Consider the following 13,717-nt stretch of genomic DNA (forward strand, 5'->3'; position numbering starts at 1 on the left):
TGCTGGTTGCGACCGGGTCGGTACCCATAACTGCTGTCTTCAAAGATTACCTCGTAGATCGGTTCCAGAGCGCGTTTGACCGCCAGTTCAACTATTTTATCCTCAAAACAGCTGATTCCCAGCGGGCGCCCCTTGTCACTGCCCGGCTTCGGTACGTAGCTCCGGCGTCTGGGTTGTGGACGATATACCATACGCTTCAGCCGGTCTGACAAGTCCTGAAGGTTCCCATCGAGGTTTTCCCCGTACTGTTCTTTGGTCACGCCATCCACACCGACGGCTTTGTCGTCGTCCAGTGCTTCGTAGCAGTCCCGCAAGTTACTGCGACCTGAACCCTATCGAGCGGACATTCTGGAGCAGCAACTGGATGAAATGGCGCGGGCATTTATCAATGATTCCCGGCGCAACAGTCTTGAAAGGCGAACGTTTTATGTAAGCAGCATATTTAAATGGTTTTCAGAAGATTTCAATAACGATGTTGGCGGCTTCTTTTTGAAATATGCCCAGGAAGATCTAAAAAAAACAGTTGGAAGACAGCAAAAGTATGATAAAAGTAAAATACCTTGACTATGATTGGTTGCTTAACGGCAAATAGAGTTGGTTTCAGAAATATTTTCCGACTGAATCGTTCTTATCCGGCAGCAGAAATGGAGCGTTATTTTGGAAACCCCTGTAGAATATTAAAAGAAAGAAAAAGGATAAAAGACTATGAAGGTTACAATGATCGGTTTGGGACGAATGGGCATGAATATGGCGAAACGGCTGCTGCGCGGAGGCCACGCGGTCGTTGCCTACAACCGCTCGCCGGAAAAGACCGATGCGATGGTCAAAGAAGAAGGGGCTATCGGGGCGTATTCGCTTGCCGAGGTTGTTGAAAAGCTCTCTCAACCCCGCATCGTATGGATAATGCTTCCAGCCGGACAGGCGGTGGATGATCATATTGATCAGCTCAAAGACCTCCTTTCGCCGGGCGACATCATTATCGATGGCGGCAATACATATTATAAAGATGACATTCGTAGAGCCGAACTCCTTGTTGAAAAAAATATCCGGTTTATGGATGTCGGTGTCAGCGGAGGGATATGGGGACTTCAGAACGGTTACTGCCTGATGATCGGTGGAGAAAAAGACACATTTCATCACATGGAACCTGTATTTAAAACCCTGGCCCCGGAAGAGGGATACCTTTACTGCGGGCCATCAGGTGCCGGTCATTTTGTTAAAATGGTACATAACGGCATTGAATATGGGATGATGCAGGCTTATGGTGAAGGGTTTGAAATTCTGGAGGCATCCGATTATGCGGATTCTTTCAACTATGCCGATATTGCCCATCTCTGGAATCAGGGGAGCGTGGTGCGTTCATGGCTGTTGGAACTGGCTGAAGGCGCCTTTAGAAAAGACGCAAAACTTTCAGATATCAAAGGATATGTTGAAGATTCAGGAGAAGGAAGATGGACCATCCAGCAGGCCTTGGAAACCGGCGTGCCGGCCCAGGTCATCACCCTTGCTCTGCTGCGGCGTTTTCGTTCCCGGCAGGAAGACCCTTTTACCGACAGAGTCCTTGCAGCCCTTCGCAGGGAGTTTGGCGGACATGCAGTGGTTTCCACAGATAAAAAAAGTTAAATGGATGAAAAGAGAAAATTCCATGGATAACGATATGAAAAACAAGAATAATGCTACAGATCCCATTATTGAGGTCAGCGCACCTGCTCAGGAGATTAGCCCCAAGAAATGTATAGGCGTCGAGCATAGTGATCCTTGTACCATCGTTATCGTTGGAGCCTCAGGGGATCTGACTGCCAGAAAACTGGTTCCGGCCCTCTTCAATTTATATTTAAATGACGGTCTGCCGGATTCTTTTCGTATTGTTGGGTGCGGTCGAACAAAGCTGAACGATCAGCAATTCAGAGGAAAAATGGAAAAGTCCTTGATGGCAAAAGGCCTTATGGATGATGCAAAATGGCAGGCCTTTTCTGATGTTCTTCATTATCGGTCCGTTGATTATGGAGATTTGGGTTCTTTTATTAACCTGGCCAAGTTCCTCAGGAAATTGGATCAGAAACATAATACCCAGGGAAACAAAATTTTTTACCTTGCACTTCCTCCGTCTCTTTATAAACCGGTTGCGCAAATGTTAGGACAGGCAGGTCTTAGTGAGGAAAGAGAAAACGGTAACGGGTGGTCACGGCTTGTTATTGAGAAGCCCTTTGGCCGTGACCTTAAGACCGCTGTTGAACTGAATCAGAGCATTCAGAGATATTTTAAAGAACACCAAATGTTCAGGATAGACCATTATCTGGCAAAAGAAACGGTCCAGAACGTACTGATGTTTCGTTTTGCCAATGCCATTTTTGAACCCCTCTGGAATCGAAGATATATTGAGCATGTCAACATACTCGCTTCAGAAACTTTAGGTGTCGAACATCGGGCGGGTTATTATGAACAGGCAGGGGTTATTCGGGACATGTTTCAAAACCATATGATGCAGCTGCTGGCCCTTACGGCCATGGAAGCGCCGTCCCAATTTGAAACCGGTCGTGTTAGAGATGAAAAAGTAAAGGTTTTTCGCTCTTTAAGGCCTTTTCCGGTTGAAAAGCTCAACGAATACATTGTACTCGGGCAGTATGGCCCGGGCAAAATTAATGGAAAACCGGTTCCAGGCTACCGCGAAGAACCCGGAATAAATCCTGACTCGCTGACGCTGACTTTTGCTAAAATGAAAGTCTTCATTGATAACTGGCGCTGGCAGGGCGTTCCTTTTTTCCTTACATCCGGTAAACGTTTGGCCAAAAAGATAACTGAAATAACCATTCAGTTTAAAGAGATTCCCCACTCCATGTTTCGGCAAATCCTGGGAGAGCGCATTGATACCAATCAATTAACACTCGGTATTTACCCGGATGAAAAAGTCACCCTTACTTTTCAGACAAAGAATCCAGGTGCACGGGTGTGCCTACGTTCTGTAAACATGGATTTTTCTTATCATCAAAATTATACCGGGCCTATCCTGGATGCCTATGAAAAAGTGCTCATCGACTGCATGTTGGGTGATCAGATGCTTTTCTGGCGCCAGGACAGCCTTGAACATTGCTGGTCCTTTCTAACACCCATATTAAATGAGTGTGAAACCTGTGACAACAAGTCGGAAATGCTTCATTTTTATGAATCTGGAAGTTGGGGACCTCGAACTATAAGTCGTATTTAGTGGAGAAAAGGAGTCGGAGATATAGGCATAATATGACGAAAAAGAAAACTGTAAGATTGACCCTTTATCGGTATGCCGGGAAGTTTCTTTTTTTCCGTATCAAAAAGCGTTGTAAGGCATGCGATATTTCCTACGTAATACTTCAGCGGCTTATGACCGAACAGCTTTTGGGGAAGCCTGTTTCGCTAGTGATGGCTTTCTCCCGCATATCATTTTCAACCCTGAGTATACCCATCATTTCCCGGGACCGGACTACTGGAACGCCGACAATTCAGGAAAAGTTCCATCCGGTATTTTTACTTCAGGTATCAGCCAGCCCTCTGTACATGCTACCATGATAGTTGATTCCGCAAAGCTTGATCCTGATAAGGAAAGGGCGTTGTCATTCTTAAAGGAAATATATCCAAAACTAAAAAAACTCCATGATTTTTATTTTACTTGGCGTGATCCGGAGGCTGAAAATCTTGTATCTATTGTCCATCCATGGGAATCGGGACTTGATAATGCTCCGTTGTGGGATGAACCGCTTGCTGCCATAACAGACACCAGTGAATGGGCTTTGAGTATGCAAGAAAAATATGATGAGATTGCAGAACAGGGTGAGCGGCCCAAGCGTACATATATTGAAAAGTATTCATACCTCATTGAAAATCTATATAAAAATAATTATGATTGGAAAAAAATCTTAGAAAATCATCCATTTATAATCCAGGGAGTTCTTTTTAACTCTATTCTCTGTAAATCCGAACTGGACCTTGGGAAGATTGCAGAAGTCCTGGAATATGATACGCACGTCCACCATGAAAGAGCAGAAAATCTCAAAACGGCGATAAATAAAAAATTATTTGATGAGAATGAAGGCATTTATTATAATTTTGATCTTAAGCACCAGAAACACATAAAACGGGATACGATTTTTTCATATATGCCCCTTTTTGCCGGTATCCCGGATAAGGACAGGGGAGCAGTGGTCTTGGATACGCTTCGAACGCATTGTTTCTGTATAGCAGATATGGACTGTGTTGCCATACCCAGCTATGATATGTGTCAGGTTGACTTTGAAAGAGAATTTTACTGGAGAGGCCCGGTCTGGGTCAATATTAACTGGTATATTGCTCAGGGAGTAAGACAGTATGGCGAAGCGGAGCTTGCCGAGTGGATTGAAAATTCATTAATTGCGCTTACTGATCGCTACGGCTTTTATGAGTATTACGATCCTGATTCCGGCAGAGGACTGGGTGCGAAAGATTTTTCGTGGACGGCTGCATTGATTATTGATCTTATTGCCCAAAAATTAAGCAGTGAAAACTGAAAATAATAAAAAAGGATAAGTAACATGGCAAAAGAAGAGCACAAGGACGTTGAAGCGTCGTTCGACAGCACCGATCTTGAAGAGTTGGCCACACGCATGAAGCGTGTCCTCGACATCCGAGATCGTAAATATGGATTCCCGCCGAAGACGTATATGAAATGCTTTGTCGGAAATGAGGCGGTCAAGAAGCTGGTGGACGAGGACGTTGCCGGCAACGAAGAGGATGCCGTGCGCATCGGCAACATGATGTTAAATGCCGGCGTGTTTCATCATGTACAAGACGCACACTCGTTTGAGAACAAGTATTTATTCTACCGCTTCACGTCTGATGAGGACCACGGCATAGCGGCACGCAAACCTGATGGCAGCTCCGTCAGCTGGGCGGATTTTGTTACGCCGGTCGCGCCAGCGGAAGCCCAAATCCTCACGCTACAGCCGGCAATCCCGGAGCGCGACCCGGAAGCCATGCCGGCGATATGATCAGCGAAATCACGGTGGCAATGCAGAGTGGGATGGGGCTTGGCAAGCTGGCCAATGTTATTCATCCTTATCCGACCGCGACTGATGCCATTCGTCAATGTGGCGACGCATATAACCGCGCGCGTCTTACACCGACCGTTAAAGCCATCTTCTACCGCCTCATGGCGTTCAAGCGTTGAACCAAGTGATGAGCAGCAGTAAAATTTTACGATTTTTTCGACTTTGTTTTTGATTAGAGATACATAAAAATATTAAACGCGGCAATAATATTAAGAGGTTTGATAAAACGACTCCATTCTATTCTCATATTGGGGCATATAACATACTAAGTTCAAAGAAAAACTGGATCAATAGGAATTCTTCAGTTACTCAGCTCGTTTAGAAATTCCGTAAAGCGTTTCCATGATTTTTTATCAGCATCTTCACGATACCGGCTGGAACCAAATACGGTAAAGGCATGTGGAGCTCCACTGTAGGTAATCATTTCATGCGAAATGCCTTTTTCCTCCAACTCACCGGCAAGTTTGGAAAATTGATCCATGGTAACGGAAGTATCTGCAGTTCCATGCAGAATCAGCAGCTTGCCCTTCGTTTTGGAGTAGTCTTGCCCTGCTGGAATACTCAACCCACCATGGAATGTGACAAAGCCTTTCATATCTGCTCCTGACCTGGCTAACTCAAGGACAACGGCACCACCAAAGCAATATCCCACTGCGACAACATTACGAGCATTGGCGCTTTCGGATTTTGCAGTTTCCAGTGCACCTCGTAACAGGGAGCGCATTTTTTTGCGATCTTTATACAATTCACCGATGTGCCGGCGTTTATCCTTTACCTCTGTTGGCCTAACTCCGGCGCCAAACAAGTCGGCAGCAAAAACCGCATAACCCATATCGGCCAACATATTGGCACGTTTCACTTCATAATCCGTCAGACCGTCCCAGTCATGGATTAGCAGTATCAGTGTGGCATTGGGAGAAGGGCTTATAAAATATCCTTCATAAGGTTCTCCATTCACCTTGTAAGATACTATCTTCCCAGAAGCGTAAGCAGAAGATGAAAAAATCAATACAAAAAAAAGTGTGAAAAAGTATTTCATACTATTCCTCCTTTCAAATTATTTTCGGTAATTACTCAAGTTTCGGCACCAAATCACACAGGCAATCGGCGACTTTATCGAAGATGTTTATAACCAAAAGCGGCTTCACTCTGCCCGGGGGTATCGTCCTCCAAGTGAATTTGAATTTTTATTGGAATCAACCCCAAATCCCTGTCAGGACACTCTGATTCTTTATACTGATTTGTGCAGTTTTAGGGGGTCATTCCACTTGATACGTCATCATCTGTTTGAACAAATTTATTGAACATTGCTGACTTCTGTTATAATTGATATGGAGTGGATTGATAGAAAAATCAATCCACTCCATGACTACGCCATTATTTTTTATGCGACCCGTCGCAATAGGGTGGATTTTTGGTTTTTTGACAATTACATAATGCCACCTCTTTCATATCAGTTATCTCAAATTCAAGCGGTGTGAGCCCTGTTTCTTCGTGTGAACCGTCACAAAATGGCTGTGTCTCAGTCTTTCCACAGCTGCACCAATAATATGTTCCTTGTTCAAGTTCTTTAATTATGGGGTTAGTCATAAGATTTTCTCCTTTTAATATTTGATTAATTTAACATTCAACTAATTCGCAAAAAAAATATGATGTTATTTCCTATCACCTCCTTTTTTCGAGCCAAGTTTAACACACAGACGACCAAGTTCCTCCATCTCGCGGGATGTGAGGGCGCTCATTTCATCTTCCACAGCTTTTAAATGGAGAGGAAGAATTTCAACGAATAGTTTTTTGCCCTTATCCGTTAAATGAACGTAAATGAACCTTCGGTCTTCTACACTTCTTTCTCTTCTTACAAGTCCCGCCTTTTCAAGATTGTCAATAACCATGGTAATATTGCCGCCGCTTTTCAGTATGTGAGTACCAAGATCACGCTGTGAACGGGAACCGAGATGAAACAGGGCATCAAGCACCCCGAACTGGCTGGCTGTTAATCCGTATTTATTCAACATGCTGAATATGCGTGCCTTGATAGTTTCGTAGGCCCACATATACTGCAAAAATGATGTCACAGCCCTACTCTTGAATCCTAACCCCTTAATGCTTTTCTTATCCATGGTTGATAGTTTGCATATGATTAAATATTAATTCGTTTAATATTAAACTGTCCTATTGTTAGCATTTTGTCAAGCTTGATTCCATATATTAATTTATTGCATGAACCTTTATTTAAATTCAGTATTTATGAACACCGCTAGTCTCGCTCAACGCAAATGCGGCATGCCGCCCAATTCCGTTTGCGATTTCCGTTTCAAATCTTGAACTTTACCGATTTAAGGTTTAATGCATAAGCCATAAACCCAGCCTGTAGACTACTTGCCAAAACCGTCACAAGTGCAGATAATCTGGAATACTGTAGGGTCATAACCGAATTGCACACTTTAAATCCTTAAACAAAAAATCCTTTTCGGGCGGAAAATCAATCTGCTTATATCCCTGGATATTTGTTGAGTACCCACTTTTTGAATGACATGGCTTCCCAACACCAATTAATGCCAGGGTACTCATCCTTCAGCCTATGGACTAAAGAATTGGCATCTGGATATACGCATAACTATGGTACTGGTCCGGTTCGTCCCGCATTTTGTGATCGATCTTATTCACACAAAAGGACGCGAATTACCGAAAAGGCTGAGTAGTTGTTCATGGCACTTCTCCTGGTCATTCCTCACCGCTTATTTGACCTGTCGACGGCTACCGTATTATGGATTCCATTACCCCGGCCAAGACCTCGCCCTGATGAATACCGATTCCAAATGACAGTTCGGGAAGGGACTTGGAACGGAGTTCTTCATTATACTCCACCAGCGCCTTTCGTATGGCCAGCGCACCCATCACAGCATCCTGCACCTGCCATGGATTGGACCTGAGGGCACCAAATAGCGTCAGTATTCCATCTCCCATAAGTTCGGTCACCTGCGTGATGATTTGCGAGTGCCTCGCTCATGCACCGGAAGTAACCATTCAGGATCGATACTACTTCAGCGGGGTCCGTATTGTCGCACATCTTTGTAAAACCCTTAAGATCCGCAAACAGCACGGTAACGGAGCGCATTCTTGCCGCATATCTTCCATCAGGTTCAGTAAGATGTTCAATCACCTCCTGGGGGTTGAATCGACCGAAATGCAACTGTAGCTGACCATCTGCTCGCCTTTTCCCGGTACCCGCCGCTTCGGCTGTAAACATCGAGATGAAATCCACCATTCAGCCTGGGGCAGAAGGGGCTCAATATGATCGAATTTGTCTATCAGACACTGGCAAGGATTGGTTATCTTCATCCACTTCAGCCCCCAAAAGCATCCATTTGCCGATGGGGTTAGTGATGGGAGGATTTGTGTTTGGTCTTGCGGGCTGGTTGCTTGGATTTATGGACTGGCAATATCGCTACGCCGGAGCTTGGCTGCTTCCCATCAAAATAAAGCTCATATTGTCTGGCGTGCTCCTGATTCTCCTCGCTGTTGCTGTTATCCTCGGGCGTCGGTCCAGTCTGAAGAGGAGGTGGATGCCCTGGTAGCGTTCCTAAAAACACTTTAGAGAGGACAGGCCGCCACTAATCCTGCTTGTCATGAAATATCTTTGCGCCTCTTCTGCCACGGTTCAGGTTAGTAAATAGGGTGCCTTTTTGGTAAAATTCAGCAATCGCCCTTTACCCCTTTTACCTCCCAAAATTTGACAGTCTGGCCCTCCTCAGATCATTAAAATTGATTTTACCAGATTTCGGATATTAATCAACTACCTTTGCGATCATAAATCTCTGACATAAAAAATCAGGATCGTCATAAGAATTTGTGGGTGGGCTTAATTGTAATATTTACCCACAAATTCTCCGGAAGAGCCAACTTATTTTTCCTTATTTTTTTTTCTCTTAGGTTTAATTAGCAGGCAATCTTGATCAGAACTGACCCGGACATCGATGGCAGGCAGTTGTTTGGATTTAAAACCCATGGCCCTGCAGCCATGAGGAAAATTTTTGTCCCAGGTGACATAGTAATGCCGGCATTTATAGCAGTCTATCTTTTTTGGCATTCTCTGAATGTGCCCGGTTTTTAGCAAAATCGTGGGGGGGGGCTCGGCTGAATGCGGCCAAATATCTAATTGAATTTTAACTCAATTAGGATTGTACAATAATAAGCAAAAAACGCAATCCGATTATGAAGCACACTCTGACCTATTATCAGTCACTTTGTTCTGATTTCACCTTATTAGGGTTAGGTATCATCAGCTTAAAAATCAGTAATCCGGATATAATAATCAATTGGACCAGGCCCTGAAGCCTCACAAAGTCAAGCGGTATTTCCATAAATGATTCAAATAACAATTCCATTTGTTGTCTCTCCTTCCATGTAATAAGTTGCAGCCCCGCGGTCCCGCTGTGGCGGGCGGAGGATGGTCTCGTTTGATATTATATCGGCCATTATGGGGGAAAACTTAACCTTAATTTCCTGCAAAAAATATTTAAAGCATCGCTATAAATTCTTGATGACAAATTCCGGATGGATGTTTTGGATGGGCCGCATCGGCGGAAACCTTAGCGAGACCTTAGTGTTTCTGTTTCTTCAAAGCATACATATCCATATCTGCTCGGCGCAGAATGTCCGCAGAACTTTCTCCGGCCATGGCCTGCGCAAAACCGGCGCTTATGGTCACTTTGATATCTCCGGTATTACGGGAATAAAAACGTTTTTTTCTGAAATTTTCTTTAAATTTCACGATTCTTTCCCGGGCCATTTCTTCACCCAGCCCTTCAATGACAACCGCGAACTCATCGCCTCCAAATCTTGCTATGCAATCATTTTTGCGAAAGGTTGCTTGCAGACACTGAGCTACTTTTTGTAAAACTTTATCCCCGGACAGATGACCAAAGGTGTCATTGATATTTTTAAAATCATCTATATCAAAAAGCACTACTGAAAATGGTTGGCCGCCTTCATCGAAAGTTTCTAGAGCACTCTTTACCCTCAAATCAAAAGTATTACGGTTGTAAAGATCGGTGAGGCCGTCTTTTGTAGCCGCCGTTTGAAAATATTTGGCCTTTTGGGTCATTTCGCCGACTTCCCGTTCCGCCACAGCGATCCTTTTTTTAAGTCTATTAATATTTTTCTTGGATTTTCGAATCCTTTTCATTTCTTTCTTTTTTCTTTGCGACACCAGGCTTTTTATTTTCACCAGCTTTTCAACCACAGCTCTCTTTATCTCATCAATGCTTGTATGGATATTAAAAGAGTCGACTATTGATCCTACTTTATCGTGAATCTTTATCTCAAACTGCTCGATCTCTTTTTGCCTGACATCTTCATCAAATTCGCCTGCCAAATCCTTTTCCAGTTTTTTGACATGTTCTAAAAGTGTAAGCAAAGTGTTATTGATATATCTGAAGTCTTCCGCAATCTTGACCTTAAGATTTTTAATAAAACTCAAAAAGTCAACCGTGGTGTCCTCCAGTTCAGCCTGGGTTATATCGGTACGGCAGTCGATTTGAATCGAGTCGGCAGTTGCTTTCAACTCACTGGTCAGCGGATAAAAATCATCAAGAAGAGCAACTGTAATTCTTTTTACAATTCTGCATACCCCCAGCAGGCTCTCCTTTAGTTCATCCAGTTGTACTATCCCTTCTTCATCAAATCCCCTGGCGGTCTCCATTGTAAAAATCTTGCTTCTGAGCTTCTCAGTTTCCTTCTCAATCAAATCCAGTGGCAAAGCTTTGTCCGTGTTCACGCTTTTTTTGATGGCGCCAAACTCTTCTGTAAATTCCTCATGCGTTGCCATCACCATACCAAACGAATTAATGACTTTTAAAAGGCACTCTTTTTCCTTATTGCTTTCCTGCTCTTTTTTATAGAAATCTTGCTTTAATTGCTCTAGCTCGGCTGATTGATCTTTATCCATAAATTCACCTCTATCGGTTTCGCAAAAAAAATCAAAGAATCCGGTGGGCTTAATTGTAGTTTTATATTCGACAGGATTAACAGGATTGACTGGATTTTTAATCTTTAGCCGTCCCTGCCTGTTCCGCTGAAAGCGGGGATGAAACGGCTAAAACATCATCGCCTTCGGCGAATATGTAATACCTGAAAGCCACGGTCACTTATGTGATTCGAGCTTAATAATCTAATTTCCACCGATAGGAGATTAGTCTTTCACAGTTTCTTCCCCGCTTTCAGCGGGACAGGCTGGAAACTGTGAAAATTATAAGTAAATCCTGAAGATCCTGTTAATCCTGTCTAAATAAATGCAAGAACCATGCAAATTTGAACAAACGGTTGTATAAAAAACTGATATCAATATATTTCAAATAGATAGCTGAAATATACAAATCGTCCGGATGTGATTATTATGATGAATATTTGACAATCATGCTGGATTTTTTGACACAATAAAAATCGGTATGAGGATACTACTTCAGACCTCGTCATTCATCAGATAAAAATGACCGTAGACCTTTATATACTGCGGGATTGCAAAAAAATTGGACATCCGGTCGGTCTGGGTTAGGAGGTTCAGCGTTCAGCGTTCAGCCTGCGACGAGCTCAGCCGAGTCGGGTTAATCGCTTCGCGCTTTTTTCCTATACCATTGATCCCATAGGGGTAATTAAATGAGGGGATCAACCTCTGAACCTTTGAACATTGAACCTTTGAACCCAACTCTTTGATTAGAAATGGCGCGTTTTGTCCAAAATTTTCCCCGCAATCTGTCATTATTTACGAGGTCTGTACTTACCAATTCTCGTTCGTATCACCGGAAGGCGTTTGTTGTTCTAAAAGAAATATGAATTTATAGATATCGAACACGATTTCATCGCCGCTTTTGAGTTTTATTGGTGTGTGCGGCGCGATCTCTTCCCCGTTTAACCGTGTTTTATTTTTACTCCGCTGGTCTTCCAGGTAAAAAAACCCTTCTTTGTATTGAATGGCAGCATGCGAACCAGATACGGAATGCTGATCTATGGCAACATCATTGTGCACGCCGCGGCCGATTTTAATGACACTTTTATTCAAAATCAGGGTCTTTTTGCCGGTGATGTTTTTAACATCGATCAACATGGCCTGAGGCATGCCGGAAGCCTCCAGGGTTGACATAACCTGTCCACGGATAATGGTGGCCGCTTGGACCTGAGTTTCAGTTTTACCGCTGAAATCTATCACGGTTTCACCGGCTGGAACAAGATCCGGAAGAATGAAGATGAATTTATATACATTGATTTTGATAACATCACCGCTTTTGAGTTTTATAGGTGCATGCGGTGCGATTTCTTTGCCGTTGATGTAGGTTTTATTTTTGCCCCTCTGATCTTCCAGGTAAAAAAAACCATCCTGATATTCAATGGTAGCATGCAGACTCGAAACGGTCTCTGCGGGGATGGCAACATCATTGTTTGTGTCCCGGCCGATCTTTATGAGGCTCTTGTTCAACTCCAGAGTTTTTTGACCGGTAATATTTTTGACATCAATGAGTTCGGCCCGGGGCATGGGAGGTGCGTACCGGTCCCTGCGAGACCGGCCGGCGGCCCCAGGAACGGACATTCTGGTTTTCCTGTTTAAGGCCATGATCATGACAATGGCTGCCAGCAGAACGAAGATGCCGATTAATAGAATAAGCACAAAGGAACCCGGTTTTTTAAACTGCGCCGGTGTTTTTTTTGCCGCAACAACAGGCTCTGTTGCCAAAGGTGGTGCCTTAGATGTAACTGCCGGAGCCGTTGTTTCACTGCCTGCGGGCGATGGCAGCATAATGCCCTTGTCCGCGAGCTGCGGTCCGGACGGCAGTCTGCTGATCAGGTTGCTTATTTTATCAAAAACTTTCTGTATATCCTCAACCGTGTACGCTCGAAAATATTCGCCCTCGGTTTTGAAAGCCAGCGTCTGTATCAGACTAAAATCCGCCTTGTCCGTAAAAGCGATACCGAAAATTTTAATGCCCGCATTCCTGCACTCCTGGGCCAGATCTTCCTTCAGCCATTTGGTCTTTTCAAGGTCCTGGGCTTTGTCTCCGGTATCTACAATACCGTCGGTCAGCAAAATGATCACTTTGCGGGCATTGCTTCGCCCGTTTAGCTTAAGCTCATAAATAGCCCTTTCGATTCCCGCCGGACTGTCGGAAAACAACCCTTTGTAATTAACTTGCTCGAGGCTTTTAAGAAAATTGGCCCTGGCCATCAAACCTGTCAGGTCTGTAAGCGATTCAACCAGCTTGGCCTCCTGGTCAAAAATAATCATGGCGATACGAGAATTTTCCCCGAATCCAACCATAAAATTCGTAACGACCTCCCGGGCTAAAAAGTGCGGGTCATTTTTTTGCATGCTGCCGGAATTATCTAAGACCAGAGCAATATCGAGTTCTATCAGTGCGGGGCGGGACTCCGGCTGCGCCACTTCTTTTTTAGCTTCGACCTGAGCGTAACTACAGAATAACAGTGCCGGTAAAATCAAAGCAAACCCAAAGAAGGCCGTAATCGACTTTTTCATATCAGATACACTCCCGTATCATGCCCTTATAAGCCCCGAAAACAGACGCCCAAAAAAAAATGCCACACCTGCCCGCCGGACTTACTTTGGCAGGCGGGGTGGCAATGAAAAAAGTTGTGCCACGAAAGGGGAT

General features: G+C 44.0%; 12 protein-coding genes and 2 pseudogenes. 6 read left to right on the forward strand and 8 right to left on the reverse strand.

The annotated features are described in order from the left end of the window. A pseudogene (locus V3S16_RS14090) lies at positions 1–314 on the reverse strand (group II intron reverse transcriptase/maturase); the annotation flags it as partial. A gap of 55 nt (positions 315–369) precedes the next feature. Between V3S16_RS14090 and V3S16_RS14095 the strand changes: the two are divergent. From V3S16_RS14095 to V3S16_RS14120, 6 genes are all read left to right on the forward strand, one after another. Then, positions 370–564 carry a hypothetical protein gene (locus V3S16_RS14095; RefSeq protein ID WP_413886016.1) on the forward strand — a complete coding sequence of 65 codons (195 nt, stop codon included), beginning with the start codon at positions 370–372 and terminating at the stop codon, positions 562–564. A gap of 141 nt (positions 565–705) precedes the next feature. Beyond that, positions 706–1,623, forward strand: coding sequence for a phosphogluconate dehydrogenase (NAD(+)-dependent, decarboxylating) (gnd, locus tag V3S16_RS14100; protein ID WP_413886017.1), 918 nt, complete (start codon positions 706–708; stop codon positions 1,621–1,623). After that, entirely contained in the window at positions 1,592–3,205 is a 1,614-nt protein-coding gene (gene zwf / locus V3S16_RS14105) for a glucose-6-phosphate dehydrogenase (RefSeq protein WP_413886019.1), read from the forward strand. The genes gnd and zwf overlap by 32 nt, the downstream gene beginning before the upstream one ends. Positions 3,206–3,323: 118 nt before the next feature. Then, the gene (locus tag V3S16_RS14110; RefSeq protein WP_413886021.1) at positions 3,324–4,517 is read left to right on the forward strand and encodes an MGH1-like glycoside hydrolase domain-containing protein; all 1,194 of its coding nucleotides are present in this window, start codon (positions 3,324–3,326) and stop codon (positions 4,515–4,517) included. Positions 4,518–4,541: 24 nt separating this feature from the next. Further along, positions 4,542–4,997 carry a DEP domain-containing protein gene (locus V3S16_RS14115; RefSeq protein WP_413886023.1) on the forward strand — a complete coding sequence of 152 codons (456 nt, stop codon included), beginning with the start codon at positions 4,542–4,544 and terminating at the stop codon, positions 4,995–4,997. Next, positions 4,994–5,176, forward strand: coding sequence for a hypothetical protein (locus V3S16_RS14120; RefSeq protein WP_413886025.1), 183 nt, complete (start codon positions 4,994–4,996; stop codon positions 5,174–5,176). The genes V3S16_RS14115 and V3S16_RS14120 overlap by 4 nt, the downstream gene beginning before the upstream one ends. Before the next feature lie 182 nt (positions 5,177–5,358). On the opposite strand, the gene V3S16_RS14125 is transcribed toward V3S16_RS14120, so the two are convergent. The 7 genes and pseudogenes from V3S16_RS14125 to V3S16_RS14155 all read right to left on the reverse strand — a co-directional run bounded on the left by V3S16_RS14125 (position 5,359) and on the right by V3S16_RS14155 (position 13,584). Further along, positions 5,359–6,096 (reverse strand): dienelactone hydrolase family protein, encoded by a 738-nt coding sequence (locus tag V3S16_RS14125; RefSeq protein ID WP_413886027.1) that lies wholly within the window; start codon positions 6,094–6,096, stop codon positions 5,359–5,361. Between the two features lie 338 nt (positions 6,097–6,434). Continuing rightward, positions 6,435–6,647 carry a CDGSH iron-sulfur domain-containing protein gene (locus tag V3S16_RS14130; RefSeq protein WP_413886029.1) on the reverse strand — a complete coding sequence of 71 codons (213 nt, stop codon included), beginning with the start codon at positions 6,645–6,647 and terminating at the stop codon, positions 6,435–6,437. Between the two features lie 65 nt (positions 6,648–6,712). Then, complete coding sequence (locus V3S16_RS14135) at positions 6,713–7,132, reverse strand: MarR family winged helix-turn-helix transcriptional regulator (RefSeq protein ID WP_413886031.1); 420 nt, start codon at positions 7,130–7,132, stop codon at positions 6,713–6,715. A 682-nt stretch (positions 7,133–7,814) separates the two neighbouring features. Beyond that, complete coding sequence (locus V3S16_RS14140) at positions 7,815–8,024, reverse strand: hypothetical protein (protein ID WP_413886095.1); 210 nt, start codon at positions 8,022–8,024, stop codon at positions 7,815–7,817. Between the two features lie 28 nt (positions 8,025–8,052). After that, positions 8,053–8,325, reverse strand: a pseudogene (locus tag V3S16_RS14145) (adenylate/guanylate cyclase domain-containing protein); the annotation flags it as partial. A gap of 1,335 nt (positions 8,326–9,660) precedes the next feature. Beyond that, on the reverse strand, positions 9,661–11,007 hold the full coding sequence (locus tag V3S16_RS14150; RefSeq protein WP_413886033.1) for a GGDEF domain-containing protein: 1,347 nt from the start codon (positions 11,005–11,007) through the stop codon (positions 9,661–9,663). Positions 11,008–11,835: 828 nt separating this feature from the next. Next, on the reverse strand, positions 11,836–13,584 hold the full coding sequence (locus tag V3S16_RS14155; RefSeq protein WP_413886035.1) for an FHA domain-containing protein: 1,749 nt from the start codon (positions 13,582–13,584) through the stop codon (positions 11,836–11,838). Between the last annotated feature and the right edge of the window lie 133 nt (positions 13,585–13,717).

The sequence above is a fragment of the Candidatus Desulfatibia sp. genome (assembly GCF_036446775.1).
GTDB lineage: Bacteria > Desulfobacterota > Desulfobacteria > Desulfobacterales > UBA11574 > Desulfatibia_A.

Excerpts from the sequence above, each read along its gene's own strand:
- V3S16_RS14095 (WP_413886016.1), top strand. The coding sequence starts at position 370 with ATGGCGCGGGCATTTATCAATGATTCCCGGCGCAACAGTCTTGAAAGG.
- gnd (WP_413886017.1), top strand. The coding sequence starts at position 706 with ATGAAGGTTACAATGATCGGTTTGGGACGAATGGGCATGAATATGGCG.
- zwf (WP_413886019.1), top strand. The coding sequence starts at position 1,592 with ATGCAGTGGTTTCCACAGATAAAAAAAGTTAAATGGATGAAAAGAGAA.
- V3S16_RS14110 (WP_413886021.1), top strand. The coding sequence starts at position 3,324 with ATGCGATATTTCCTACGTAATACTTCAGCGGCTTATGACCGAACAGCT.
- V3S16_RS14115 (WP_413886023.1), top strand. The coding sequence starts at position 4,542 with ATGGCAAAAGAAGAGCACAAGGACGTTGAAGCGTCGTTCGACAGCACC.
- V3S16_RS14120 (WP_413886025.1), top strand. The coding sequence starts at position 4,994 with ATGATCAGCGAAATCACGGTGGCAATGCAGAGTGGGATGGGGCTTGGC.
- V3S16_RS14125 (WP_413886027.1), bottom strand. The coding sequence starts at position 6,096 with ATGAAATACTTTTTCACACTTTTTTTTGTATTGATTTTTTCATCTTCT.
- V3S16_RS14130 (WP_413886029.1), bottom strand. The coding sequence starts at position 6,647 with ATGACTAACCCCATAATTAAAGAACTTGAACAAGGAACATATTATTGG.
- V3S16_RS14140 (WP_413886095.1), bottom strand. The coding sequence starts at position 8,024 with ATGGGAGATGGAATACTGACGCTATTTGGTGCCCTCAGGTCCAATCCA.
- V3S16_RS14150 (WP_413886033.1), bottom strand. The coding sequence starts at position 11,007 with ATGGATAAAGATCAATCAGCCGAGCTAGAGCAATTAAAGCAAGATTTC.
- V3S16_RS14155 (WP_413886035.1), bottom strand. The coding sequence starts at position 13,584 with ATGAAAAAGTCGATTACGGCCTTCTTTGGGTTTGCTTTGATTTTACCG.